The 25,985-nt window shown below is 45.3% G+C and carries 21 protein-coding genes and 1 tRNA gene; 9 read left to right on the plus strand and 13 right to left on the minus strand.

The window, feature by feature from the left end:
* Positions 1 to 993, minus strand: a 993-nt coding sequence (locus ABY436_RS05795) for an FAD-binding oxidoreductase (protein WP_372738075.1), incomplete at its 3' end; no start/stop codon positions are given.
* 205 nt (positions 994 to 1,198) lie between these two features.
* On the opposite strand from ABY436_RS05795, the gene ABY436_RS05800 reads away from it, so the two are divergent.
* Positions 1,199 to 1,846, plus strand: a complete 648-nt coding sequence (locus ABY436_RS05800; RefSeq protein WP_372738076.1) for a methyltransferase — start codon at positions 1,199 to 1,201, stop codon at positions 1,844 to 1,846.
* 79 nt (positions 1,847 to 1,925) lie between these two features.
* Here the strand turns inward: ABY436_RS05800 and ABY436_RS05805 are convergent, their stop codons facing one another.
* The 5 genes from ABY436_RS05805 to ABY436_RS05825 form a co-directional block, all read right to left on the minus strand.
* A complete protein-coding gene (locus ABY436_RS05805) occupies positions 1,926 to 3,191 on the minus strand; it encodes a DEAD/DEAH box helicase (RefSeq protein WP_372738077.1) in 1,266 nt (421 codons plus the stop codon).
* A 140-nt stretch (positions 3,192 to 3,331) separates the two neighbouring features.
* The gene (locus ABY436_RS05810; RefSeq protein WP_372738078.1) at positions 3,332 to 4,153 is read right to left on the minus strand and encodes a polyphosphate kinase 2 family protein; all 822 of its coding nucleotides are present in this window, start codon (positions 4,151 to 4,153) and stop codon (positions 3,332 to 3,334) included.
* Positions 4,154 to 4,276: 123 nt separating this feature from the next.
* Positions 4,277 to 4,352, minus strand: a tRNA-Thr gene (locus ABY436_RS05815).
* A 129-nt stretch (positions 4,353 to 4,481) separates the two neighbouring features.
* Complete coding sequence (lysM, locus tag ABY436_RS05820; protein WP_372738079.1) at positions 4,482 to 4,919, minus strand: peptidoglycan-binding protein LysM; 438 nt, start codon at positions 4,917 to 4,919, stop codon at positions 4,482 to 4,484.
* Between the two features lie 411 nt (positions 4,920 to 5,330).
* Positions 5,331 to 6,173, minus strand: a complete 843-nt coding sequence (locus ABY436_RS05825; protein WP_372738080.1) for a prephenate dehydratase — start codon at positions 6,171 to 6,173, stop codon at positions 5,331 to 5,333.
* A gap of 138 nt (positions 6,174 to 6,311) precedes the next feature.
* On the opposite strand from ABY436_RS05825, the gene ABY436_RS05830 reads away from it, so the two are divergent.
* From ABY436_RS05830 to ABY436_RS05845, 4 genes are all read left to right on the plus strand, one after another.
* Entirely contained in the window at positions 6,312 to 8,399 is a 2,088-nt protein-coding gene (locus ABY436_RS05830; protein WP_372738081.1) for an ATP-binding protein, read from the plus strand.
* Positions 8,392 to 9,756, plus strand: a complete 1,365-nt coding sequence (locus ABY436_RS05835) for a sigma-54-dependent transcriptional regulator (protein WP_372738082.1) — start codon at positions 8,392 to 8,394, stop codon at positions 9,754 to 9,756. Before ABY436_RS05830 ends, ABY436_RS05835 begins: the two co-directional genes overlap by 8 nt.
* Before the next feature lie 318 nt (positions 9,757 to 10,074).
* The gene (locus ABY436_RS05840) at positions 10,075 to 11,103 is read left to right on the plus strand and encodes a TAXI family TRAP transporter solute-binding subunit (protein WP_372738083.1); all 1,029 of its coding nucleotides are present in this window, start codon (positions 10,075 to 10,077) and stop codon (positions 11,101 to 11,103) included.
* 92 nt (positions 11,104 to 11,195) lie between these two features.
* Positions 11,196 to 13,331 (plus strand): TRAP transporter permease, encoded by a 2,136-nt coding sequence (locus tag ABY436_RS05845; RefSeq protein WP_372738084.1) that lies wholly within the window; start codon positions 11,196 to 11,198, stop codon positions 13,329 to 13,331.
* 275 nt (positions 13,332 to 13,606) lie between these two features.
* On the opposite strand, the gene ABY436_RS05850 is transcribed toward ABY436_RS05845, so the two are convergent.
* The 4 genes from ABY436_RS05850 to ABY436_RS05865 form a co-directional block, all read right to left on the minus strand.
* Positions 13,607 to 15,118: a DUF3360 family protein gene (locus ABY436_RS05850; protein ID WP_372738085.1), complete on the minus strand. Its 1,512-nt coding sequence runs from the start codon at positions 15,116 to 15,118 to the stop codon at positions 13,607 to 13,609.
* Positions 15,119 to 15,456: 338 nt separating this feature from the next.
* Positions 15,457 to 16,701, minus strand: coding sequence for an HDOD domain-containing protein (locus tag ABY436_RS05855; RefSeq protein WP_372738086.1), 1,245 nt, complete (start codon positions 16,699 to 16,701; stop codon positions 15,457 to 15,459).
* Positions 16,702 to 16,763: 62 nt separating this feature from the next.
* Positions 16,764 to 17,432, minus strand: coding sequence for a YciC family protein (locus ABY436_RS05860; protein ID WP_372738087.1), 669 nt, complete (start codon positions 17,430 to 17,432; stop codon positions 16,764 to 16,766).
* 82 nt (positions 17,433 to 17,514) lie between these two features.
* Complete coding sequence (locus tag ABY436_RS05865) at positions 17,515 to 18,126, minus strand: riboflavin synthase subunit alpha (protein WP_372738088.1); 612 nt, start codon at positions 18,124 to 18,126, stop codon at positions 17,515 to 17,517.
* Between the two features lie 88 nt (positions 18,127 to 18,214).
* Here ABY436_RS05865 and ABY436_RS05870 point away from each other — a divergent pair, with 88 nt between their 5' ends.
* On the plus strand, positions 18,215 to 19,126 hold the full coding sequence (locus ABY436_RS05870) for a TIGR01777 family oxidoreductase (protein ID WP_372738089.1): 912 nt from the start codon (positions 18,215 to 18,217) through the stop codon (positions 19,124 to 19,126).
* On the opposite strand, the gene ABY436_RS05875 is transcribed toward ABY436_RS05870, so the two are convergent.
* On the minus strand, positions 19,068 to 19,991 hold the full coding sequence (locus ABY436_RS05875) for a potassium channel family protein (RefSeq protein WP_372738090.1): 924 nt from the start codon (positions 19,989 to 19,991) through the stop codon (positions 19,068 to 19,070). The two genes, ABY436_RS05870 and ABY436_RS05875, sit on opposite strands and share 59 nt — an antisense overlap.
* 21 nt (positions 19,992 to 20,012) lie before the next feature.
* A complete protein-coding gene (locus ABY436_RS05880; protein ID WP_372738091.1) occupies positions 20,013 to 21,710 on the minus strand; it encodes a BatD family protein in 1,698 nt (565 codons plus the stop codon).
* A gap of 188 nt (positions 21,711 to 21,898) precedes the next feature.
* Here ABY436_RS05880 and ABY436_RS05885 point away from each other — a divergent pair, with 188 nt between their 5' ends.
* On the plus strand, positions 21,899 to 22,120 hold the full coding sequence (locus ABY436_RS05885) for a DUF2835 domain-containing protein (RefSeq protein ID WP_372738092.1): 222 nt from the start codon (positions 21,899 to 21,901) through the stop codon (positions 22,118 to 22,120).
* Positions 22,121 to 22,185: 65 nt separating this feature from the next.
* Positions 22,186 to 23,211, plus strand: a complete 1,026-nt coding sequence (locus ABY436_RS05890; protein ID WP_372738102.1) for a quinone-dependent dihydroorotate dehydrogenase — start codon at positions 22,186 to 22,188, stop codon at positions 23,209 to 23,211.
* A gap of 74 nt (positions 23,212 to 23,285) precedes the next feature.
* Here the strand turns inward: ABY436_RS05890 and rmf are convergent, their stop codons facing one another.
* The gene (gene rmf, locus ABY436_RS05895) at positions 23,286 to 23,492 is read right to left on the minus strand and encodes a ribosome modulation factor (RefSeq protein WP_090726245.1); all 207 of its coding nucleotides are present in this window, start codon (positions 23,490 to 23,492) and stop codon (positions 23,286 to 23,288) included.
* A 326-nt stretch (positions 23,493 to 23,818) separates the two neighbouring features.
* On the opposite strand from rmf, the gene rlmKL reads away from it, so the two are divergent.
* Positions 23,819 to 25,984 (plus strand): bifunctional 23S rRNA (guanine(2069)-N(7))-methyltransferase RlmK/23S rRNA (guanine(2445)-N(2))-methyltransferase RlmL, encoded by a 2,166-nt coding sequence (rlmKL, locus tag ABY436_RS05900; protein ID WP_372738103.1) that lies wholly within the window; start codon positions 23,819 to 23,821, stop codon positions 25,982 to 25,984.
* Position 25,985: the final 1 nt, after the last annotated feature.

Raw genomic sequence — 25,985 nt, forward strand, 5'->3', positions numbered from 1 at the left:
GATGCGACGTAATGCTTTTTTAAGTTTTTTGCGTGCAACGGACACTTCTGCGCGTGTTCCATATAAGGCCCCGGAGGCGTTCCATCCACCGACATTTCTTTCCTTACTTACTTTAGCTAGCCAATCTCTTGGTAGTGGTGTTACGTTATTGACCTCGTTCCAGGGGTATTGCCCGAAAGCAGAGATGGCTTTGTCGGCATTAACAATATGTATGGCGCTTTTGAGGGTGCCTTCCAAGCGTAAAGGTCTGAGAGAATCGATCAGTAGAGGAAGCGCTTTTTTGTCCACGGTACAAAAAAAAGCTTGTAAATATTCGGGAGCGGGCATTAACCAAATGGTCATTTGGGTGATAATGCCGAAATTAGATTGACTGAAGATCCCATCAAGATATGCACCAACCCCCCAATGATAGACTTCTGCCGCCTGGGCATTAGGGAAGCGGCCAAACCCCGTATGTAAGTATTCGCCGTTGGCCAGGACCACTTCTAATCCTGACACCTTGCTGAAATGATCGCCGTAGGGTGTGTGCCCGAATCCACGCTCTAGCGTATTGCCGATAATGCTACATTCTGCAGAGGCGCCGGTTGCGTCCATCCACAAACCTGTGTCTTCAGACTGAAGATAATCATAAAGTTGTTTTTGCGTTACGCCAGGCTCAAGTGTTACATAGGCTAATTCTTTGTTCAGCTTGATAATACGATTCATCAAGCCGAGATCTACAATGACGCAACCGTCTGCTGTGGGTACGCTTGAACCATACCCCCAGTTTCTTCCTGTGCTGATAGGGTATAGCGGAGTTTTATATTGGTTGGCTATTTTTGTCAGCTTCTGTACTTGTTCCCTATTAGCCGGTTTGAGGATAGCTGAGATACGATGTTCCGTTTCATAGGTGGCTGTTTCATATTGTTCTAGTGTTTTTGTATCAGTAATAATTTGCTCTTGAGTCAGGAACCGGGCCCACTCCTCAAGCGCTTTTTCTATAGGGTGGGGCATCAGTTTCTCCGTTATTTTTTCTGATTGGAAATCAGTATTCCACCAGATGAGTGTTTTTGGTAGTTGGTTTGTTATTTTATAGGTGATTTTGAGTGGGGAGTTTAATAGTAGGATGGTTTACTGAACTGGAGTACAGTGGTGGTTCTGCGTAGCGAATCAATCTTTTAGGTAAGCACGTTTTGCTTTTTAATTGATTAGGTATTATATGGCCGCCTTGCGTCTGAGTTATCAAACCATTGAGTTTGGTGGGATCGATATACATCTGCGCACTTTGCGCGATAATCAGCAGTTTCTGGATGAAGAGGGTGCTGCCGAGGCGCTGGGTATTTCATCTGCGTCGTGGCCGTTATTCGGTATTGTTTGGGAATCAGGTCAGGTGCTTGCGCATTTTATGCTTGATTATGAGATTGAAGGTAAAAGGATTTTAGAAGTGGGTTGCGGGATAGGCCTCACCAGTTTGTTGTTGAACCACCGCCATGCCAATATCACTTCTACCGATTATCACCCGGAGGCTGGAAATTTTTTAAGAGAAAATGTACTGCTCAATCAGGGAGAGGTGATACCTTTTACCCGTACCGGTTGGGGTGATGCTGACAGTGGATTAGGCGTCTTCGATGTCATCGTTGGCAGCGATCTTCTCTATGAACAAGAACATGTTGCACTGTTATCTGCTTTTATCGATCAGCATGCTAAACCGCATTGTGAGGTTATTCTGGTTGATCCCGGGCGGGGGCATCATGCGCGTTTTACTAAGCAAATGTCAGCGCTTGGCTATTCGTATAGTCAGAACAAACCAGTCACAGACTATCTTGATAAGCCTTTTCCCGGGCAGGTACTACATTATTTGCGGTAACTGAAAACGCCGCTCTCAATGAGGGCGGCGTTTTGCTGTTGTGAAGCTGTTAAGCGTCTGTTGTGAATCTACCTAAAGCCTATGCTCTGTTGGCTGTAGGATTATGGCCGCGAGCATTTTCTCCCGAGCGCACGCCGTCTCTGTGTCCTGGTTTAGGTTTTTTATGGCGTTTAGGGTGTGCCGGGCGCTGCAGGCGTGACTCCGGTAAGGTATTGACTGGCTGAAAGCCGGCAATATTCTTACGATCCAGCAGCTTTCCTGTCAGGCGTTCAATAGCAGCGAGAAGTTTAAATTCATCAGCGCAGACTAATGAGATGGCCTGGCCTGTGGAACCTGCCCGGCCTGTACGACCAATTCGGTGTACGTAGTCTTCTGCTACATTAGGTAGATCAAAGTTTACTACCTGAGGCAGTTGCTCAATATCTAATCCGCGTGCTGCGATATCAGTGGCGACTAACACCTGTATAGAATAGCTTTTGAAGTCAGCCAGCGCTTTGGTTCGCGCTCCCTGACTCTTGTTGCCGTGAATAGCAGCTGCTTTGATACCGGCTGCTTCCAGATTTTTGGTCAGTTTGTTGGCACCGTGTTTGGTTTTGGTGAAAACCAGTACCTGGCTCCATTGGTGTTCTTTGATTAATTGGATCAGCAGGGCCGGTTTTCTGTTTTTATCGACAGGTGAAAGCCATTGCTCCACGGTGGGTGCAGCCGCGTTACGTGGGGTGACAGATATTTCGACAGGGTTGTTAACCAGGCCTTTTGCAAGCTTTCGGATATCGTCAGAAAAAGTAGCAGAAAACATCAGGTTCTGGCGTTTTTTAGGCAGCAGCGCCAGGATTTTTTTAATGTCGTTGATGAAACCCATATCCAGCATGCGGTCTGCTTCATCAAGTATCAGGACTTCAAGTTGATCAAACTTAATGGCTCTTTGATTGTATAGATCAAGCAAGCGGCCAGGCGTGGCAACCAGAATATCGACGCCTTTACGGAGCCGCATCATCTGCGGGTTGATCTTTACGCCGCCAAAAACAACAGTGGAGTGTAATGGCAAATTTTTACCATATGTCTCAACACTTTCGCTGACTTGTGCGGCGAGCTCGCGGGTCGGGGTGAGTACTAAAGCGCGAACCTGGTTTGGTCTTGGGCGGTTACCTCTGGATAACAGTTCCAGCAAGGGCAGTGTAAAACCCGCTGTTTTTCCTGTGCCTGTTTGTGCAGCGGCCATGACATCCTTACCTTCAAGTACAGCAGGAATAGCCTGAGCTTGAATAGGGGAAGGGATGGTGTAGCCTTTTTCAGTAATAGCGTCGAGGATAGGTGCGGACAGGCCCAGGGAGGCAAAACTCATAGAATATCTCTTGTTGATGTGTATTACAGGGTGGTTCGCCTTTTCTGGCGGTCGTGCAGCTTACAGGATCTGCTGCTTAAGTGCTATGACTAAGCAGCAGGCACGCTATTTACATGCCACCCCGGCAGTGCTTTTTCAAGTTATATATCCAGCCCCAAATGTTGCCGGGCTGCTATCAGAACATCCTGATTGACGAGCGGTGGAGATAGATCTACCCCTTGCTCCATGGTTTTAACAATATGTTTTAATACTTCTAGCCGGGCATACCATTTGTGATCCGCGGCAATAGGATGCCAGGGAGATGTTTGCGTGGAGGTGTACTTAAACATCTGATTAATGGCCTGCTCGTATTCGGGCCAGCGTTGACGGTTGCGGATATCTTCTTCTGTCAGCTTCCAGCGCTTAACCGGGTTGCCCAATCGTTCCGAAAAACGTTTTAGCTGCTCTTCTGGTGATATATGCAGGAATATTTTGATGATTCTTGCATTATCGTCCGTCAGCATGCGCTCGTATTCGTTGATTTCCTGATAGGCTCTTTGCCATTCAGGTTTGCTGGCAAACCCTTCAATACGTTCTACCAGTACGCGTCCGTACCATGATCGGTCAAATATTGCGATTTTACCCGGAGACGGCAGGCGAGTCTGGAAGCGATAAAGGTAATGCTTCCCCTGTTCCTCCTGGCTGGGTGCGCCTATCGGGTGGACTTGAAAGCCGCGAGGATCCAGTCTTTCTGTTACACGTCTAATCGCGCCCCCTTTGCCGCTGGCATCCCAGCCTTCAAAAACAATGATGGCGCGTCTGTTTTGATGATAATAAGCCTGCTGTACATTTAACAGTCTGCGTTGCCATTTTTTTAGTTTGCGTTGATAGATTTTCTGCTTGGCGATGCGCGCTTGTTTAAAACAAAGCGATGACAGGGTGGTCATGTGTTTTTCGAAAAGAATATCTGATGGATGTTGCATGGGTTGCTCACTCAGCTGAATTAACGTGAGTGTAAACGCTGTTGGTCGCTATCTCAACGAAGCAAGAGGTCGGGCAGTTAACGTATCAGGTGTATTTGGGAAAGAGAGGGGTGTCGCTTTAAATGGTGCCGGCACCAAGAGTCGAACTCGGGACCTACTGATTACAAGTCAGTTGCTCTACCAGCTGAGCTATACCGGCGCTGTGTGAAGTGGGCGTATAATAATGACATGAATCGTTTTGATCAAGCCCTAAAACGATTTAATTTCAAATAATTAAGAAGGAGAAGCGGATTGTATAAAAAGCGTACAATCCGCTGTGTTTAATGGCTTATTCGCCCAGAGGAATACGGATTTTTTGGCCGGGATAGATCAGATCCGGATCTTTAATCACTTCCTTATTGGCTTCAAAGATCTTGGTGTAATCATTGCCATTACCCAGGTGTTTCTGCGCAATTGCCCACAAAGAGTCGCCCGGCTGGATGGTGTAATACTCGACATTGAGTGCTGTATTATCTAACAGTTGCAGGCTATCTGCTTTGACTTCTTTGATACCTTGAACATTGCCAACCATCAGGATCGCTTTTTCGTAAGCGGCCTGGTCTTTTGCTGAGCCGGATACGCTGGCTACGCCGTCCTCAACAGTGACGCTCAGTCCCTCGATGCCTGGGTTATCTGATTCTATATGTTTCTGAATTTCTTCAGCAGGGTCTTCATTTGAACCGAAGAGTTTCTTTCCGAGATTTGATGCAAAATCAAACAGGCCCATAATATTTTCCTTTTAAATTAAATTGATCAGGCGTTGCATAATCAATGTGTAATTATTCCATATTTAATCTGAATACTAGCTGGCTGAAAAACGAAAAAAATCCTAAATTAGTCAAACCTGAAATCAATTAATAGTGTCGGTTGTCAGAAAAAAAGCCCCTGTAGACAGGGGCAAAAAAAGACAACTCGGATAGATAGAGTTGAAAGTAGGGATGTGATAGATACGTGGTTTCGTGAAAACAACAACACGAATGCTTCTATCAGTTAACACTATCGATTTTTATTGTGCACTGCACAATGCTACTTTAGTATAATATTGATATCTAATTGATATATATGTATTTTGTTATATTTTATATCTAATCTATCTTTGTGCACTGCATTTTTGTTGGGTTTTTTTAAGGATTTTGTGTTATTTGAAACGGAATGGGTGCGCAGGGTAAGTGCCAATGATGCGCACTTCTTTAGCAAAAAAATCGAGTTCCTGAAGTGCATATTGCATCGCTTTCTGGTCAGGGTGGCCTTCAACATCCAGATGAAAGCTGGCCGCTTGCATTGTATCGGAGGACATATAACTTTCCAGCTTAACCATATTGACACCATTGGTGGCAAAGCCCCCCAGACCCTTATACAGCGCGGCGGGAATATTCCGAACGGTGAACATGATCGTTGTTATGAATGTGATATTTTTATCCAGTTTTGGCATGTGGCTATCTTTGGCTAAGATAACAAAACGCGTTGTGTTACCGGTTTTATCCTGGAAATTTTCTCTGAGAATCTCAAGACCATAGAGTTCAGCGGCGAGACTGGAAGCAATAGCGGCATGTCCTGGCTCGTCCATTGTCAATAGCGCTTCTGCGGCACCCGCTGTGTCGAGGCTGGCGATAGGTATCAGCCCGAGGCTCTTGGTGTTGTTGTCACACTGAGCCAGTGCCTGGGGATGCGAGGACACTTTACGTAGGTCTTCCATGCGGGTGCCTTTTTTGGCCAGCAGGCAATGGTTAACCGGCTCAAAATGTTCGCTGATGATGTGTAGCTGGGTTTTAGGCATCAAACGATAGATCTCTTCTACACGTCCGGCGGTAGAGTTTTCCAGTGGGATCATGGCAAGTTGAGCTTCTCCGCGCTCAACCATAAACATTGCATCGACAAAGCTGGCACAGGCGAAGGCTTCCATCTCCGGATGAACATGATGGCATGATAAGTGAGAGTAAGCGCCTTTGTGTCCTTGATAAGCAATGATGTTAGTGCTCATGATATAGTGATTTCCATCAGTCAGTAGTGAGTCAATTAATCAGTTATTATGTCATAGGGATGCGTACAGGTTGAAATTTTCTAAGCAATAATATGAACGAATTCTGCGCGACTTCAAAACATACTAAAAGGTGGGACTTTGCGAAAAGAACGAGCAATATCATTATCAATAGTCGCGCTGCTTTGTAGTCTGATTTTGTCCTGGCAATCCTATGTTTATACCCGCGATTGGGGATTGGTTGAGGTGCACCAGCAAGGTTCGGTTCGTTTACTGGATACTATCAGTGCACTGCGTAATGCCATTGATCAGTATCGATACTTGCCTTTTTTACTTTCACAGAGCCGTGATGTGAAAGATATGCTGGTGCAGCCTAATCCGGACAAAATTATTCGCGTCAGCCGTTATCTGGAACAAACCAATCTGGTTGCGGGCTCTGCTGCACTTTTAGTGCTTGATTTAGCAGGACGGGTAGTGGCTTATAGTAATTGGCGTGACCAGGATACAAAGGCTGCCCGTATTTATCAGGATGCTCCTTTTTTTACACAGGCTATTTCTGGCGAGCAGGGGCGGCATTTTATGTTGGATGGGGCCCCATTGCGGCCCTCCTATTATCTCTCAGCCCCTATTTATCATCGCGAGATGTTGATCGGTGTATCGGTGATGCGGCTTGATATCTCCAAGATTAACGAACTGCTTTCTGCTGATTATTCATTTTATGTGTCGGGCCAGGGGGATCAGTTGTTGTTTGCCAGTCAGCTTTTAGCCCAGGGTAGCGATGATTTCTGGCCTCTGACCCCGCTGCACTCTGAAATACTGAATGATGGCCGGGATATACAGCTATGGAAGCATGCGAGCGGTGTTAAATTAAATATGGCCGTGAAGCTGGATGACTTGGGATGGAGTGTGGGAACGTTAAATCCGATTGAGGCGGCTGAACAGCGCGCCTCGTATGTCGGCTTTACCGTGGCTGGCGGTTGTTTGGCATTGGCATTGCTTGTACTTTATTTGCGGGAATTCAGATTAAAACGACGCTCGCAGTTGGACGTTATCCGCGCCCAGCGAGACAGTGAACAACGTCAGCGTTATATTATCAATACGGCGCAGGTGGGGTTGATTACAGTAGATAAGCGAGGCTCAATTATTTTTATCAATCCGATGGTGATGCAACAGTTTGGTGTATCGCTGGCACTGATTATCGGCCAACCATTACATATATTGTTCACGGATATTGAGCAGTTTAAACCACTTAAACGTTGGTTGGATGCGTTAACTCAGGGAGCGTTTACCCCTATTACCGGTTATGAAGTTGTCGGAAAACGCTCGGATGGATCGATGTTTCCCTTGTTGTTTTCAATCAGAATGATGACCGCAGTTCCTGAGCCCAGCTACCTGGTGACTGTGATTGACATTACACGCCGCAAACGTTTAGAACATACGCTACGCGAGGTCAATGAATCGCTTGAACATAAAGTTGCGAAGCGCACTAAGGCCTTACAAGCAGCGCAAAGCGAGCTGGTTCAAGCTGAGAAGCTGGCAGCATTAGGACGAATGTCAACGGCGATTGTTCACGAACTAAATCAGCCATTAACGGCGATGCGCAATTATCTTGCTATCGTTAAGCGTATAAAAGAACAGCCTGCCTTACTTGATGAGAATCTTGATCTGTTAAACGGTCTGGTAGACCGTATGGCGCTGATTACTGGTCAGCTAAAGTCATTTGCTTATAAAAATCCGGATAAGCGCGGCACCGCAGAATTAATTTCCGCGATCAGACGGGTATTAAAACATTATGAATTTCTCTTTTCAGAACAGCGTATTAACTGTAATTTTGAATGTGATTTGGATGTTTGCTGGGTGCAGGCAGATGAGGTGCGTCTTGAGCAAGTGCTGATTAATCTGATTAAAAACGCCTCTGATGCAATACCTTTATCAGCATCCGGGGGGGGAGTTTATTTACGGCTTAGTTGCTCTGAAGGTGCGGCCATTCTTGAGGTTCAGGATAGTGGTGAAGGAGCTACTGATGACCAGTTGCTGCATATGTTTGAGCCATTTTATACCTCCAAAAAAATGGGCGACGGTTTGGGTTTAGGGTTATCAATAGTGGACAGTATTATTCGTGACGTCGGCGGTAACATTCAGGTGAGCCGCAATCATACACAAGGCCTGTGTTTTACGGTTTCTTTACCGTTAGTTGTTAACAGCAAAGAGGATTTTTTGATTGGATAATTGTGAGCATGTCTTGTTGGTTGATGATGAAGCAATAGTGCGCCAATCGACCGGGCAATGGTTGAAAATCTGTGGATTTATGGTTGATAGCTATGCGTCTGCTGAGCAGGCATTAACAATGATTGATGATTCATTTTCAGGGGTTGTTATTACGGATGTGCGTATGCCCGGAATGGATGGGCTGCAGTTCATGAGAGCAATATTACAAAAAGTACCCGGGTTGCCTGTGATATTGCTGACTGCTCATGGTGATGTTGATATGGCCATTAGTTCGATGCGTGATGGTGCTTATGATTTCATTGAAAAACCGTTTGTTCCTGACCGTTTGGTAGAGACTGTACACAGGGCCTGTGAGAAGCGCCGGCTTGTACTGGAGAATCAGCAACTTCAGCATATCCTGGCATCTCAGTCGGGCATCGACACCAAGATTATTGGCATTTCGCCGGTTATTCAGCGTCTCAAGCGGGAGTTATTAAAGCTGGCAGAGCAAGATACCAATGTGATTGTCTATGGGGAAACCGGCACAGGGAAGGAGTTGGTTGCGCAGTGTTTACATGAATACAGCCACCGTAAAACAAATAACTTTGTGCCGATCAACTGCGGAGCTATTCCTGAGTCGTTAATAGAAAGTGAATTATTTGGTCATGAAGCCGGCGCTTTTACCAGTGCAGCGAAGAAGCGTATCGGAAAATTTGAATATTCTGATAAAGGCACTTTGTTTCTGGATGAAATAGAGAGTATGCCTCAGAACTTGCAGATTAAATTACTGCGTGCATTCCAGGAGGGGGTCATTGAACGTTTAGGCTCAAATAATCCCATCAGTGTCGATCTTCGTGTGATTGCGGCAGCAAAAGTTGATTTGAGAGAAGATGATAACTTCAGGCAGGATCTATTTTATCGACTGAATATTTCTCAGCTGCATATTTCTCCCTTAAGAGAGCGGCTTGAAGACGTCCCGCTGTTATTTAATCACTATTTAAAAATTATGGCCGTGGATCATGATAAGCGACAGCGAACGCTCTCTGCTAATGACCTCTCCACATTAACCAGCTATCACTGGCCCGGCAATGTGCGAGAGTTAAAAAATTTCGCTATTCGCTATTCTTTAGATCCAGACTTATCCGTTGCAGATATCTTGTTATCAGCGGAAGGTATGTCTGCGACTGAGCCTCGTCCATTTCGCGATGTTTCATTGGCGACTCAGGTGGCCAATTTTGAAGCGCAAGTCATTAAAGAATCGTTAAGCCGGTTTCAGGGAAGTATCAAGGACACAATGGAGCAGCTTGATCTGCCGCGTCGGACCTTGAATCAAAAAATGATTCGTTATGGAATCAGCAGAACGGATTTTAAGGAATAGGCAATAAATAGCTCATCAGAAGTTGTCTTCTCACTTTTTTGTCCTGCTGATATCGCTGCAGCCTTTTAATCATGAGGTGCTGAGGTGATTTCCGGAGTAAGCCATTTTTTGCTTATTCATACATGAGTAATCAGCAAAAAAGTGCTCATTTATTGGCTGTTAACATGATTTTATGTATTTATATGTTATAAAACAAAGATTTGTATTTATTGGCCCGATATATGCTTAAATAGTTTTGAATTTAATTAAAACACTCGTGAACACATTTGTTAAACTGTTTGTTCAAACAACAATAAATAGATAAATTAAGGTGGCAGAATGAAAATTAGTAAACGCTCATTGATTAAAACACTCTCAATGGCTGTTGCGCTGACTACGGTTGCTGGCGTCAGCGGATTGGCTCAGGCTGAAGAGAAACGTTCCTATATTCTGGCTACCGCCTCAACCGGTGGTACTTATTATCCTGTGGGTGTGGCATTAGCAACATTGGCAAAAATTAAGCTGGAGCCAACTCATAAGATATCTCTATCCGCTATTAACTCAGCAGGCTCTGGGGAGAACCTCAAGTTAATGGGTGAAAATGAGGCGCAATTCGCAATTTTGCAAGGCTTGTATGGTGCATGGGCGTGGGCGGGAGAAGGCCAGTTAGCTAATTCAGGTCCTCAGAAAAATCTGCGCTCTATTACCATGTTATGGCAAAATGTTGAGCAATTTGTGATCAAGAGCAAGTTCGCCAAGACGGGTACTATTGATGATCTGGGTGCGTTGAAAGGTGAAAAGTTCTCTATCGGTAAGAAAAACTCGGGCACAGAAGGTTCCGGACTGGCGATTCTGAATAATCTGGGAATTGATACTGAATCTCTTAATATGGCTTATATGGGATATGGGTCATCAGCTGATGCGTTGCAAAACGGCACAATCGAAGGCATGAATATTCCATCAGGCGTACCAACATCTGCCATTACACGCGCTTACGCTTCTACGGGTAGTGATATTACCGTGCTTGACTTTACCGATGAGCAGATCGAAAGAGCTAACGGTGGTTATAAGCTGTGGACTCGTTTTAACATTCCGGCTAATACGTATCCTGGGCAAACAAAAGAGATCAACACCATGGCACAGCCTAACTTCCTGGCAGTGCGCGATGACGTCTCTGAAAATGATGTTTATTTACTGACAAAAACATTTTATGAAAACCTTCCGTTTTTGAATGGAATTCATAAAGCAACTAAAGCGATGTCGCTGGAAAAAGCGACCGTAGGTCTGCCTTTACCATTGCACCCAGGTGCAGCACGTTATTACAAAGAGATGGGATTGAGCATTCCTGAACATCTGATAGCGGAATAATCTGTTAAAACACGATGTGGCCCAGCCAGGGCTGCATCGGCTATTTTTTTGTCATTATTTTCAAACAGATCCAACATCACGGGTGAGCGATTATGACTCAAGCATCGAATGCTGATGAGCAGAGTACTGCTGAAAAATTAAAAAGTCTGGAGTTGGCGCAACGCGATGATACTAGTCTTGTCGGCCGTTTTATTTACTGGGCCGGCATCGTCTTTGCTATTGCGCATATTTACTTTAATACCTTAGGAACCCTATCTGAATTGTGGGTTTCTGCTATGCATTTTGGCGGGTTTGCATTGCTTTGTTCTCTGATGTTCCCGATGGTGAAAGGACGTGCGGGTGCGAAAGGATCGATTCTCTTATTAGATATTCTGCTGGGCTTAGCAGCTATTTCCTGTGCGATATACCTGATTGGTTTTGAGGACGCGTTGTATGAGCGCGGGGTTAAATTCTCGACCTGGGATTGGGTGTTTTCTATTACGGCCATCGGTATTGCGCTGGAGCTGACGCGCCGTACTACAGGCTGGTTTATTCCAACAATGATACTGTTCGCCTTAACCTATGTGTTTTGGTGGGGGCCTTATATTGATGGCATGTTTGGTTTTGCGGGCCTTAGCCTTGAAACCGTTATGTACCGTAGTTATTTTTCGTCTGAGGGAATGTTCGGGCAGATCGCTCGTATCTCATGGACGTATGTTTTTATGTTTATTTTGTTTGGTGCTTTTTTGGTTAAGTCAGGTGCCGGTGAGTTTATTATCGAATTATCGCGCTGTGCTGCCGGCCGTTTTATCGGCGGCCCTGGGTTTGTTGCAGTGCTCGGATCGGGTTTAATGGGATCTGTATCAGGTTCTTCCGTGGCTAATACTGTTTCTACCGGGGTAATCACTATCCCGTTGATGCGTAAAGCGGGCTTCCCCGCGAAATTTGCAGCAGGTGTTGAGGCAGCTGCGTCGACAGGGGGGCAGTTGATGCCGCCGGTGATGGGAGCGGGTGCCTTTATTATGGCTTCTTATACCCAGATTCCTTATGTTGATATTATTGCGATTGCAGCATTGCCGGCGCTTTTGTACTTCATGTCAGTTGGTTTTTATGTACGTGTTGAAGCGAAGCGCAGTCATGCACATGCTGTTGAGCTGGATAGCCGCCCAGCTAAAGAGGTGTTGAAAGAGGGTTGGCATTTTCTTTTGCCGCTGGGAGTGCTGGTAGGACTGCTTATTTATGGCTTTACGCCCACTTATGCGGCGGGTATTTCAATCCTGTCCGTGATTGTTGCCTCTTGGTTGTCGAAGCATCCGATGGGTGTGAAAGATATTTTGGACGCCTTGGCACAAGGCTCTAAAAATATGGCAACGACTGCCATACTGCTGATCGCTGTAGGCCTTGTAGTGAATGTGGTTGCGATGACGGGTATTGGTAATACCTTTTCGTTAATGGTAACCGAGTGGGCGGGCGGTAGTCTGCTGATAACACTGGTACTGGTTGCGTTGGCATCCCTGGTGCTTGGCATGGGTTTACCGGTAACGGCTGCCTATATTGTATTAGCTACGTTATCTGCTCCTGCGCTATATAACCTGATGGCAGAAATGCAGTTAGTACAGTTGATCGTAGATGGAACCTTGCCAGAGGTGGCAAAGTCATTCTTCATGCTGGTGGATATGGATAAAGCGGCATTACTTGCGGCACCGATGTCTGAAGCGAGTGCGGTTGGGTTAGTCGATATGATCCCGGCTGACTTAAAAGGTCAGATATTACAACAGGCGATAGATCCGGTATCTTTATCAATGTTGTTATTGTCAGCTCATATGATTATTTTCTGGCTATCACAAGATTCCAATGTCACCCCGCCGGTTTGTTTAACCGCTTTTGCGGCGGCTGCTATTGCCGGTACTCCTCCGATGGCGACAGGAGTGATGGCATGGAAAATTGCTAAAGGTCTGTATGTTGTGCCTGTTCTGTTTGCCTATACCAATTTCATTGGTGGCTCAGGTACTGAAGTGTTAACAATTTTTGTTTTTGCACTGTTTGGTATGTACGCTTTAGTCGGGTTTATGGAGGGGTATTTAGAGGGGCGTTTATCTCTGATAATGCGACTGCTCTCTGGTGCGGCGGGTCTTGGTTTGCTCTGGCCACACCATATGATTGTTATCAATCTGATTTCGTTGGCTGTTTTTGTTGCGGTGTTTATATATAGCCGTCGTGACTCAGAAGCCAAACCGGTGACTATCTAAACTTGTAGCTATTTAAATAGTGGCTATCTGAATAGTAGCTATCTAAACCAGTAAGTAAAACCAGCTATTTGCTTATCCGCACTAGCGCAAGAGTTACAAAACAAATCTCTTGCGCTAGTGCATACAAATAGCCGCCTCTTTATTCCTTTCCTTTATGCCTGGCATGACAGGCCCATCGTTCGCCACTAATACAGAAATGCCGTTAAGCACGGGCGGACTGCTCCAATCAAGTTCCATAAAATCTGGCTAAGCCAATAGGGCTTAGCCAGTAATTTTTAGTGGCGGAAACTAGAAATTAATGCAGGAATACCCGGCAACATGCCTACCGAAGCCATGACGGTTGTTAGCAGAACAAACATAACTCCCGGTATAACCCAGCGAGTCATCTTGGTTAGCTCCGCACTGCGTTCTTTACACCCAACCAATCCAAGGTTATCAAGCAGCATCGTAAGCGACCAACCAAAAGCAGGGTTAACCAGTGCAGAAGCAAATACAACAATCGCTGCTGATTGTGTTGTTTTACCTTCACGGGTCATTTCCATTCCAGCTTCAAGCAACGGAATAAATACCCCCACCACTAATGCAACGCAGAGCACGGGTTGCCATATCGCCAAGTCCATGGGGTAGCCCCATATACCAGCCACTATACAGAACAGCGCTGTTAGTAAAGCTCCTGCAGGAATAGGGCGCTTAGCGATAGCCGCTGGTACTATATATGTCCCCCATGACGACGCAAAGTTAGCTCCACCTAACAGGGAACCGAAGGTTTGACGAATAGACGCACTTGTCATGGTATCGTCAATGTTCATTTGTACCTTTTCAGTACGTTCAGGGTAACTGATTTTTTGAAATACCTGATGCCCTAAGAAATCAGGAGACCACATTGCTACGGCTAAAATAGCGAAGGGCAGTACCACAACAAAACTTTCTACGGTCGGTAAACCAAGCATCCAACCTGAATTTTCGCCCCACCAATACATTGGGTTCAGGTGAGGTAAGCCAGGACCGGTTTTAAACTCAAAAGGCGCGCCCATAGCAAAGGCAAGGGTTCCGCCCAGTAAGCAACTCAACGGTACCGCTAACCAACGTTTTCGCCAATGTTCAAGTAATGCATACAATATAATCGTACAAAGAATGACCACAAAAGGAACGTGTGTCATACCGATGTCTTCACCCCAGGAGAACAGCTTTTTAACCTGCGAAATGGTGCCGACAAATCCAAGGTACAGCAGTAATCCACCGCAAACGCCCTTACTGGTAAGGTTTGCCAGCATGCTTCCGCCTTTACTAATGGCCAGCATCAAACCAAAGGCACCAATGAGTAGTCCAAATGCCATAGGGTGACCGCCTGCGGCGACCACAATAGGAATAAGAGGAATTAGCGGACCATGAGTGCCTGCCAGGTTAGCAGTGGGCAGTAGAAAGCCCGAAAAAATAATAATGAAGAAAGAGGCGATTAGTAATTCATAGCGTACGTTTTCTAATATAAAGCTTTCATCAAGCCCAAGCGGAGCGGCAAAGGTTGCAGCTATTGCGCCCACCATTACCACTTTACCGATAGTACCCGCCATCGCCGGTATACTGTCTTCTGGCTCAAATCGATAATCTCTGAAAGGCAAATTAGGCCGCCAGCGTTTAGGCGCCATTATTTGTAATTCGTTTTCTAAATATTCTTCTCTCGTATCAAACTCTGAGCTCGGCTTATGTTTTTGCTCGTAATTAAGTTCATTCTCATTATTTGGAGGCACAGCTCTTTGGTCATGTGTGGAGTTAGACGTATTGCCCATGACAATTCCTTTGTTTACTAGCTAAAAAAATGATACTGCATTGCAGCATCGATATCCTATCTCAACGCTGCACATCTAACTAAGCAACAATAGTCACATATGGCTGAATAAATAGTCGTAGTGTCCAAAAAATCAATGCTCGAAAAACAACTAATTTAGTCGAACATAGATAGCGTAAAAGCCGTAATGTGGTGAGGGCAGCAGTCTGCTTGACTTAAAGAGCAAGAAGAATGCTGAATCGACAGTAGGTGTGTAAGAAAATGGCCCGGCGGCTTCGTATCCCAATCGTAATACTATTAAAAAATAATTTTTAATGTTTCAGGATGATTATTAAGCCTTTAGCTGGATTGCATCAGTAATTTGTAATCATACGCCATGAGTTTCCAGCGATGCAGGTTACCCAACTGGCCTATTCTTTCGAGATAGGCCTGTGAAAGCTGGCTATTCATTTTAGCTGTTTTTTGATGCCAGACGGGTGGAATCAGGGCGTCGGCAACATGTACGGCGGTTAATGGCTGAAAGCTCTGATCTGCTGACAAATGAGGAATAGGGTGGAATAATATGGCTTCAACAGTCAGCGCAGGAATATTCCAGAGCGCCATTAATGCAGCGCCGACTTCGCCATGGTACACACCGGTGATTTTTCTTTCTGCAGAGTGTATCGGTTTTTCTTCCTTAACTGCGTACTGGAGAACCTTCAGGTACGCAGCGGGATCTTTAGAAGCCATTATCAGAATGCCAATGCCATGTAATAAACCGCCTAAAAAAGCTTGTTCGGTTATTCCTTTATCAGCCCCGGCATCTTGGCAGATTTCACGTGCGAGCCTGGCTACCAGCAAAGACCGGTAATTAACTTTTTCGAATGAAAAATATTTCCAGTTTTTGTGAGGTGGGTAAGTGCTGGATGTTTGACTGGATAGCGCCAGCCCTCGCAGCATGCGAGTTCCAATGATAGAAACGGCCTCAGAAATATGACTGATTTGGCGTGGTAATCCGAAGAAAGACGAGTTAACCAATTGAATAATTTTTGCACTCAGCGCTGGGTCCTGTTCCACAATCTCAGCAATTTTTCTGGCATCTGTCGTATCTGAACCGAGGGCTTGTGTTAGTTTATTAAAAACAGAGGGCGCCGCAGGGAGTTTACTCTGTTGGCTTATGAAGTGTATCAGGCTGGGACGGCTGATAAGCCGTGTCACTTTGAACAAGTACTCGATCGTTTGCGCAATGCTGCTTACATCGGCAGGGTTTGGAAAAATGCGATGTGTTAGCTCCAGCTTTTGAATTGATTCTTTCGGGGTTTCCAGCTTGCTGCCTAGTTGAAAGCGTAAAATATCAGGGTAGGTTTCCTGAACTCTGCGCAGTACATTAATTTCAATATAATCTTTGGTTGAGCTACTGATCATAATGGCGTCGCAATGCGAGATTTCTAAACGAGAAATCAGGGCCTCAGGATCATCAAAACAAAAAACTTGCCATTGACGATCTGTTTTCTTGAGTGCGCTTGACCAGTTTAAGAATTCTCCATGCGGGTCCAGTAGCATTATCCTGATGTTAGTTTCAGTATGAGCTTGTTCTATTGGCATCGCATGGGTCTCTGCATTAAATTAATCTATTTTAATGACGTTTTTATCGCAAATAACCACTGTTATTCAGTGTTATCAGTGTTATCCGGAAGCTCGTCTGTTCCCGTGGTTTTGGGTTTGTTTTCTTCGCGCATGACACAATAGATACGAAAACCAAAGACAGTAATTAAGGCGCCTAATAGATCGACAAGGGCAACAATGGGAAGCTCAAAAATCAGATTGCGCTCCTCCATTGACGATAAAGTATGAGCAATAGGCATCTCAATTAATTGTATGCCAGTAAATAGAATCGCCATTCCCGGTAAAAGCGTCCAGAAATAATCCGCACTTTCTTTCCAGCTTTGTTTCAGGCTATTGAGTGGGGTTTGTTTCTCAAGGACGCAGATGTAGTCAGCAAAAGCCAGACGAACACCGATGTATATGCCCGGAATAATCAATAGCAGCAAACCACCAAACACCGCAAATGAGGTAAGAATAAAAGTAAATAGCAGGCTGCGCCAGAACGATAAACTGGCAATGATTGCCTGAGAGGCAGTGAGTGCAGAGTTATTTAATTTTGACTCCATATATAAGATGGTAGCGCCCCAGTAAATGGGGAGAAATGACAGGCTTAAAATAGAGATGTAAGCGGTTTGCTGCCTAAAATCATCTGTTTCAGTGGCGTTGATATCCATGGATAGTGCCAGGCCGTTCAGAACAATCAGGAACGGTAATTGAATTTTTGCAATCATTGTAAAGTTTTGCTTAAAAAAGAAAAAACTTTGCCTTAGGTATTCAAAAGTATTCATAAGTAATGTGTTTATCTGCGATGGATTATAGATTGCGGTTATGAAGGAAACGGTTGACGGTATCAACGATAGCCTGAGTTTGAGGGTCTACTTCGAGGTTGATTTTATCACCGATATTTGCGTTGCCAAATGTCGTTACCGCGAGTGTTTCCGGTATCAGGTGGATGCTGAATGATGATGCCTGAACTTCTCCTGTGGTCAGGCTGCAGCCGTTTAGTGCGACAAAACCTTTCGGAATGATGTATTGGATCAATTCTGCAGGCGCTGTTAACCAGAGGGTACAATTGTCCGGTGAACGGATTATTTGGCTGATGGTTGCAGTCGATGATATATGCCCCGATAGTTGATGCCCGCCAATTTCATCACCGTAGCGGGCTGCACGTTCAAAGTTAATACGATCTCCCATTTCAAGGTTGCCAAGGTTGGTGACCTGAAGGGTTTCTTCTATCACGTCAAATTGAACTTCATTCTGGGAGAACTCAGTAATCGTCAGGCAGGTGCCGTTAACAGCAATACTTGCACCAGTTTGCAGGTTTTTAGTGTGGCCCTCGGGTAAGCTAATTCGTATTTGCATAAATTGGTCACGTTTGTTGAGTGCGATGACTTCTGCCAGTCCCTGCACAATACCTGTAAACATCTTTACCTTTCCTGTGTGTTGCGATTAATCTTGAAGGTAGAGGATAGCGTATATAGACTAAAAATACCTGCACCTTAGGAGGGTTCGCATGCATTATCTGATAAGCGGTGGAACAGGTTTTATCGGCACAGCTTTGGTCAAGTTATTATTGGCCGATGGACACAAGGTCACGGTTATTACGCGTTCACCAGAACAAACGATTCTGGGCTTTGGCGGTAGAGTCTTTACTGTTGGTCTTGAGAAAGTCGGTCAGATAGTTGAGGGAATCGATGGGGTTATAAACCTGGCGGGTGCCCCTATTGTGGATAAGCGCTGGAGTACAGAGCGTAAACAGCTGCTACGAAACAGCCGGATTGGTTTTACCCGTACTCTGATAGACCAATTGAAGCAGGCTTCTGCCCGACCTGAATTTTTTATCAGTGGGTCTGCCATCGGCTACTATGGATCACATGAAGGCGGTGCGCCTTTGACTGAGAATAGCCCTCCTGTGCCGGGGTTTACACATAGTTTATGCCGTGATTGGGAAGAGGCAGCCCTTGGCGCGGAGAAACAGCTGGGTTGCCGTGTCTGCTTAGTGAGAACCGGTATCGTACTGGGAGACGGAGGTGCGCTAAGTAAAATGATACCGCCGTTTAAATTTGGGCTCGGCGGGCCGATCGGTGATGGGCAGCAGTGGATGTCGTGGGTGCATTTGTCGGATGAGGTAGCCATTATCCGTTTTCTGATGGCGCACAAAACCTTATTCGGGGCTTTCAATGCGACTTCACCAAACGCGGTTACTAATGAATTATTCAGTCAGGCTTTAGGGGCCGTGTTGAGCAAGCCTGCAAAAGTAAGGATGCCGGCATTTATGATGAAACTACTGCTGGGCGAGGCTAGTGAACTATTACTTGAAGGGCAAAGGGTGTACCCGGCACGTTTATTAGATGCAGGGTTTGAGTTTACTTATCCGGACCTTGACCGGGCGCTAAAGTCGGTTCTTCAAAAAGCTCAGCCGTAGAGTTTTCAGCCGTTTTGGTTTCGTTAGTAGCGGATGCTGCCGTGGATAACTTATCTGTTGACTGCTCCAGGTGAGATAAGGTTCGTTCCAGTTGTGTTTCGATGCGTTCGAGTTGATTTTCTATGCGGGTGATGCGGCGAATATTGTCATTTTCACGCGCTAACATTGCTTGTTCATCCTGTTCGATGAAAAAGACGGAAAAGCTCGCGGTGAGCATAGAGAAAAGTGCGATGCCCATCAGAATCAGAAAAGCTCCAAACAGACGGCCGGTGGTTGTGCTGGGTACCAGGTCACCATAGCCTACCGTAGTAATGGTCACCCAGGCCCACCAGATGCCGTCTAGTGGTGATTCAAAAGAGGGATCAATTCCTGAGATGATGAAACCAGAAAATAGCATGATAAAAAAGCTGATAAAGAGTGTAAGTCCCAGGTTGTGTCGTGACAGTATTGAACGTACATCGGTGGATATGCGCAGGAAAATACCGAACATAATCAGGAGTCGTAAGCTTCTCAATGCCCCGGCATAGAAGGTATCCATGCCCCAGATGATCGGCAGGCCTGCCAGAATAATCAGGATGTTCATCCAGTTGTTAAGCAGGTATTGTTTTTTATCATCAACCAGTGCCAGCAAAATACTGGTTTCGGCAATAAAGCAGAGCCAGATAAACCAGTCGGTAAAAAAAGTGATTGACGGAGCTGATAAGCCTTTCTCACGTAGATACCAATCGACGATGATCCACAAAGCAACAAATATCATGGGGCCTTCAAGGCGTCTGGACCAACGCTGAGCTTTGAAATTCTCCAGCTCGCTGACACCACCGAAACCTAACTTACCAAGAAAAGCCTGATGTCGTTCAAATGTCATTGTTTGCTCCTTACCTTACTGTCACGCCTTGCCTTTCAGCCGGCGTTTACGAATGGTCTCGATTGCTTGCAGTAAAAGGTCGCCTTGCCATAACGATTTTTCATGTGAGTGCAGGTGTTGTTCTAAATCGATGATCAGAAATTCGAGTGTTTGGTTATTCGTCAGTCTGCTTATATCTTCCGCATTCTCAATAAAGGTTTCTGGCCAGAAATGCTGAGCCCATTCAATTAAACGCAGACGGCTAATGTCGACGTTGTTTTGTTGGCATGCCAAGGCTAGTGCCTGAAATGTATTTTTTTCTGCTAAAAAGTGTGATTGTTTTTTCTTTTCATTCTGACGTTCGGTGACCGTTTGACGTGTCATTATAGACGCTAATTTGAGCTTGCGCAGATGGTGGTAACTGTACAGCCAACCCAGAGAGGAAATAATGCTAACCAAGGCCAAAAAGACGATCAAAGGAATGTGTGCGATTGAATCTTTTTTGTCAGCTGTTGGTGATAGAAGTGCCGGGGCTGTTGTTTCTTTTGTGACTAATGGTGCGTTAATTTCCTGCAGTTTGGCGCTGCTGGTCATAGCAGGAGGCTCAAGTAGAGTGGGCGCTGCGCTTACCTGAAGAATAACGGGTGGCAGGGAGGCTATTTTGCTGCGATCCTCGTAGGTGTCCCACCAGTGTATGTCAATAGGAGGTAGTGTGACTTCACCCCTTTCTGTCACTGTTATTTTAATGGTTTCAGTGCGTCGGCTTACCAGTCCCTGATCATCAAAGCTTTCATCAAGCTCTGTGTTTAACAGCTCCAGATCAGCCAGTTCATTTTTGAGTACAGATAATGAAGGTAAGCGAGCAGCCGGGAGACCGTGGGCTATCAGTGTTAAAGTCCGGATCAATGAACTGCCAGGCTCAAGAGGCGTACTTTTATCCAGAGACTCTTCAAGTTGCAGTGTTTCCAATGGAAGCCAGTAGCCTTGTGAGTTGCTGTTGGCCTTTGGCAGAATAGCTATCTCAATTTCACTCCCTTGTGTTTCAAAGTACTGATCGTTGAGGGAGGTTCCCGAAAAGAGGGGAGGCTCTATCAGATGTGTGCCAGGCTCGTCAGGGAAAATGACATAACGTTGCTCCTGAAGAAAATAACGTTGTCCTTTGACGAGAGTTTCGCTGCGCTTGATATCGTCAATGGGAAGAATAAGTGCCTGATTTATAAATGGATCTGACAATGCGGAATTCTTATTTAATGGCTCTTTATGAAATAATTTAACCGTATAGATTAACTGGCTGCCTGCATAGGCTTCAGTATGGTCAATCGTTGTTTCGATAAATATCGGTGCCTGCATTATTGGTGTTGCAGGTGGGCTGGATATCGTCGGCGTATTAGCTTGCCCTGATACCAGCAGGACCATTGGGGCACTTAGTTTTCCGTTGACTGAAAATGCCGGAATTTGCAATTGACCCGTTTTTTTCGGGCGTAAAAGTACTTGCCAGCGAGTTGTTGCCTGTCGGGTATTGCCCTGAAAACTGGATATGGTTATTTTTTTATTACCGAGTAAGTCGAAATCCTGAGTCAGTATTGAAAGGTCGGGGCTTTGTGGTTGCCCTTGTTGAGTCGATTCAATGGTTAAGCGAACGGTATCATTGATGGAGATGCTGTATTTGTTGAGGTATGTATTTACATCTGCACGTACAGTGGACGCAATAAGCATTAAAAAAAGTAAGAGAGTTCGCATTCAGTGATCGTGATCCAGGCTGACTAGTCGATAAACGAATTTTCATTATTCATTAAGCTACTTTTTATATCAATGACTTGATCGATACTTCACTGAAGGAAAATTTGGACTGAAGGAAGATATGGGAATTATTTCGACGTACACTAGGTTTTATATTTATATTATATTTTTTATCAAAAACAAAAATCATGAATGAAATTATTGTTGATATCCGTATATCACCCGATGAATACATCAAGCAGTACCGAAACCCCGGCTGCATGGTCAGTACACGTGCAAGGGATGGCCGGACAGTGCGTTTCCCTGCGGATATCCTGCAGTCATTTTTGTTACATAACGGCATCGTAGGAAGCTTTAAAATAGTTTTTGATTCCGCCGGAAAGTTCAAAAGAATTGAGCGAATTGGATAGGCGGGATGTAAAACAGGCGGTGCGCCGCTATAATGCCGCATTCTTTTTTAAAAAACGGTTTGGTTATGCTTTATACCTTGGCAAAATCTCTTATGTTCAGTATGGATGCGGAGCGTTCACATGAGATAGCTTTGAATGCTATGAATGTGTCTGCGGCCCTCGGATTGCCGTCATTGATGGGCGCCGAAAATCTTGAAGTTCCTACTGAAGTAATGGGCATTCGTTTCCCCAATCCGGTTGGCTTGGCGGCGGGGCTGGATAAAAACGGGTCAGCCATTGATGGCTTGGCTGCTATGGGTTTTGGCTTTATTGAAGTAGGCACTGTAACGCCACGTCCTCAATTGGGAAATCCCAAACCACGTTTGTTTCGTATACCTGAGCATAACGCCATTATTAACCGTATGGGCTTTAATAATCAGGGTGTTGATGCACTACTGGCGAATGTTGACCGGGCTCGCTACAAGGGTGTGCTAGGTATCAATATTGGTAAGAATAAAGATACAGCCAATGAGCATGCAAATGACGATTACCTTTACTGTCTGAGAAAAGTATATTCACGAGCTTCCTATGTGGCGGTCAATATCTCTTCTCCTAATACCCCGGGGCTAAGAACGCTGCAGTTTGGTGATTCATTGAATACCTTGCTGGAATCTCTTAAAAATGAGCAGGCGAAGCAAGCTAATCTGCATGATAGATATGTACCGATTGCAGTAAAAATTGCGCCGGATATGACGGATGAAGAGATAGAGATGGTGGCAGAATCGTTAAAAACCTATGAAATGGATGGTGTGATTGCAACGAACACCACACTTTCACGAGAAGGTGTTGAAGATTCTGTATTGCAGCGCGAGGCGGGTGGATTAAGCGGTGCGCCTGTTCGCAATAAATCGACCAAAGTGATTCGTTCATTGTCAAAGGCACTTGACGGAGCGTTGCCGATTATTGGTGTAGGGGGGATTACAGAAGGTTTTGACGCGGCTGAAAAAATCGAAGCAGGTGCTAGTCTTGTTCAGGTTTATACAGGCTTTATTTATAAAGGCCCGACATTAATCAGTGACTCGGTCAGAGCCATTCAGGCGTTGCAAGCATAATGAAAAAGCTCCTCACACAGAGGAGCTCAATGTCTCTAATAAGATTGCAGTATTATTGCAGTATTATTGCAGTATTAATGTAGTGCAGGATGAGCCTGAATAGCTGATACACCGGTCATACCATTCCAGTGTGCTTCCCGACCCTGGCGCCAGCCACTCATCCAGTGGGTGCGTAATTCAATGACTTTGACAGGACAATCGTCACGCGATTTTCCACTCAGGCCGGCCTGGAAGCCGCGATTGAAAAGAGTTGAAGTTTTATCTCGTTTCTGTGTCTTCATGTAAAAGTGCCTCTGTATCGTAATTATAGATAGATATTATTTGAGGTTAAATGTTCTCCATGAGTGTGATTCATTCCGTCATTGGCTCATCACAGTCTCTATTGATAACGAAAATTATTGGTAAGTGCGATTGAAAGTAGCTATGGGATTTTTGTTTTCGATAGTAAGCGCATGTAAAACAGTTGTGCTATCAGCGGTTTAGGAGGGTTCCTTACTGTGAAACAATCGTATGAAAAGAAATCACTTAATTGTGATAAATATTGAATTAAACTGTAACTGTTTGATCTTGTGGTTTTTACAGACAGTGCTTATAAATTGGAAGAATGATGAAATTTTTTGCCACGTGCCCTAAAGGGCTCGAAATACTGCTGGTAGCAGAGTTGACCGATTTGGGTGCAACGGAAGTTAAACAAACAGCGACGGGTGCTGAATTTTATGGTGAGCTTGAGCAAGCGTATCGTGCCTGTTTATGGTCTCGTCTGGCAAACCGCATTCTTTTGCCTCTTGTCGAAGAAAATGTAGAAACGGCAGATCAGCTTTACACAGCGGTACAATCCGTTGATTGGTTGCAGCATATGGCTGAAGAAGGGACTTTGCTGGTTGCTTTTACCGGCAAAACCGATGCGATTAACCATACCCATTTTGGCGCGCTAAAAGTAAAAGATGCGATTGTCGACCAAATCAGAGACAAGACAGGTATGCGTCCGGGCGTTGATCGTGAAAATCCCGACCTGCGTGTGCATGCCCATATCTATCGTGGCAAGTTGAGTTTGTCGCTTGATTTATCCGGCGGCAGTTTGCACCGGCGTGGCTATCGTACCCGTGCAGGTGCCGCTCCACTGAAAGAGAACTTAGCGGCTGTTATTTTGCGCAGAGCTCACTGGCCTGAGATTGCCGTTGATCACCCTGTTCTATTTGATCCTATGTGTGGTTCCGGAACTTTGGTTATTGAGGGAGCCATGATGGCTGCCGATATTGCACCGGGGCTCCTGCGTGAGCAATTTGGCTTTGAACGGTGGAAACAACACCAGGCTTCGCTGTGGCAATCACTGCTTGATGAAGCGGCCGAACGTAAAACGGCTGGACTGGCAGCGGTTAGCAGCCGTTTTTATGGATCTGATCAGGATTCATCTGTATTAGCGCTTGCTAAAGAGAACGCAGAAAGAGCGGGTGTTGCGCAGCTGATTAGTTTTAAAAAGGGTTCGGTTGAACAGATGGTGGTTCCGGAAAACGCGCCCGGGCTGATGGTAACCAATCCTCCGTATGGTGAACGTATGGGTGATGGATCGGAACTGATGTTTTTATATCGGCAAATAGGCGATGCTTTGAAGCAGGACTTCGCTGGCTGGCAAGCCGCTATCTTTACCGGTAATCCAGAGTTGTGTCAGGTAGTCGGGCTAAAAGCCGATAAAACATATAGTTTAAACAATGGCCCGATTGATGGGCGTTTATTTCTGTATACCTTATATGCTGATCGCACTGATACGCAGAAAGATGAGCAGCTAAATCAGCAACATGGTGAGCACGAGGTGGTTGCTGCGAATGTCTTAAGTGATACCGCGCAGATGTTTGCTAATCGCCTGAAGAAGAACCTGAAGTCGCTCAGGAAATGGCAGAAACAGCAGAATATCGACTGTTATCGTCTCTATGATGCGGATATGCCAGAGTACGCAGTGGCGGTCGATCTGTATAACGATTGGGTGCATGTTCAGGAATATGCAGCTCCGGCTTCTATCGATAAAGTGAAGGCATTTGAGCGCTTGAAAGATGTGTTGGCGGCTATCCCTGAAGCGCTGGGTGTAAATCCGCGTAAAGTGGTATTAAAGCAGCGAAAGCGGCAAAGCGGTAGTGATCAGTATGGAAAACAAGCGAGCGTTGGTCGCTTCTTTGAAGTACAGGAGTATGGTTGTCGTTTACGTGTGAATTTGCATGATTATCTGGATACCGGGCTGTTCCTGGATCATCGTCCGGTGCGTCATCAGATTCAGCAGCAGGCTGCCGGAAAAGACTTTTTAAATCTTTTCTGCTACACCGCATCAGCCAGTGTACATGCAGGCGTAGGAGGTGCTAAGTCGACAACCAGTGTTGATATGTCGGCGACGTACCTTCAATGGGCAATGAAAAATATGGCTCTGAATGGTTTTAACAGTAAAGAGCATCACTTTATTGAAGCGGACTGCCTGACTTGGTTGAAGAAGCAGCGTAAACCCGAATATGACCTGATTTTCATGGACCCCCCCACGTTTTCTAATTCAAAGAAAATGCTCGATGTGCTGGATGTTCAGCGAGATCATGTGGATTTGATCAAGTTGGCCATGCGACTGCTACGTAAAGATGGCGTATTAATTTTTTCGAATAATTACCGCCGCTTTAAACTGGATTATGAGCTGCTTGCCGGTTTTGATATCCGTGAAATTACATCACAGACTATTGATCCTGACTTTAAGCGTAATACACGCATTCATAGCTGTTTTGAGATACGTTGGCCTTAGC

This window comes from Neptunomonas sp. (assembly GCF_041601355.1).
Lineage (GTDB): Bacteria > Pseudomonadota > Gammaproteobacteria > Pseudomonadales > Balneatricaceae > Neptunomonas.

Excerpts from the sequence above, each read along its gene's own strand:
- lysM (WP_372738079.1), bottom strand. The coding sequence starts at position 4,919 with ATGGGCCTGTTTGATTTTGCATCAAATCTCGGAAAGAAACTCTTCGGT.
- ABY436_RS05850 (WP_372738085.1), bottom strand. The coding sequence starts at position 15,118 with ATGGGCAATACGTCTAACTCCACACATGACCAAAGAGCTGTGCCTCCA.
- ABY436_RS05810 (WP_372738078.1), bottom strand. The coding sequence starts at position 4,153 with ATGCAACATCCATCAGATATTCTTTTCGAAAAACACATGACCACCCTG.
- rmf (WP_090726245.1), bottom strand. The coding sequence starts at position 23,492 with ATGAAGACACAGAAACGAGATAAAACTTCAACTCTTTTCAATCGCGGC.
- ABY436_RS05860 (WP_372738087.1), bottom strand. The coding sequence starts at position 17,432 with ATGATTGCAAAAATTCAATTACCGTTCCTGATTGTTCTGAACGGCCTG.
- ABY436_RS05855 (WP_372738086.1), bottom strand. The coding sequence starts at position 16,701 with ATGCCAATAGAACAAGCTCATACTGAAACTAACATCAGGATAATGCTA.
- rlmKL (WP_372738103.1), top strand. The coding sequence starts at position 23,819 with ATGAAATTTTTTGCCACGTGCCCTAAAGGGCTCGAAATACTGCTGGTA.
- ABY436_RS05805 (WP_372738077.1), bottom strand. The coding sequence starts at position 3,191 with ATGAGTTTTGCCTCCCTGGGCCTGTCCGCACCTATCCTCGACGCTATT.
- ABY436_RS05800 (WP_372738076.1), top strand. The coding sequence starts at position 1,199 with ATGGCCGCCTTGCGTCTGAGTTATCAAACCATTGAGTTTGGTGGGATC.
- ABY436_RS05865 (WP_372738088.1), bottom strand. The coding sequence starts at position 18,126 with ATGTTTACAGGTATTGTGCAGGGACTGGCAGAAGTCATCGCACTCAAC.
- ABY436_RS05890 (WP_372738102.1), top strand. The coding sequence starts at position 22,186 with ATGCTTTATACCTTGGCAAAATCTCTTATGTTCAGTATGGATGCGGAG.
- ABY436_RS05840 (WP_372738083.1), top strand. The coding sequence starts at position 10,075 with ATGAAAATTAGTAAACGCTCATTGATTAAAACACTCTCAATGGCTGTT.
- ABY436_RS05825 (WP_372738080.1), bottom strand. The coding sequence starts at position 6,173 with ATGAGCACTAACATCATTGCTTATCAAGGACACAAAGGCGCTTACTCT.
- ABY436_RS05875 (WP_372738090.1), bottom strand. The coding sequence starts at position 19,991 with ATGACATTTGAACGACATCAGGCTTTTCTTGGTAAGTTAGGTTTCGGT.
- ABY436_RS05870 (WP_372738089.1), top strand. The coding sequence starts at position 18,215 with ATGCATTATCTGATAAGCGGTGGAACAGGTTTTATCGGCACAGCTTTG.
- ABY436_RS05845 (WP_372738084.1), top strand. The coding sequence starts at position 11,196 with ATGACTCAAGCATCGAATGCTGATGAGCAGAGTACTGCTGAAAAATTA.
- ABY436_RS05880 (WP_372738091.1), bottom strand. The coding sequence starts at position 21,710 with ATGCGAACTCTCTTACTTTTTTTAATGCTTATTGCGTCCACTGTACGT.
- ABY436_RS05885 (WP_372738092.1), top strand. The coding sequence starts at position 21,899 with ATGAATGAAATTATTGTTGATATCCGTATATCACCCGATGAATACATC.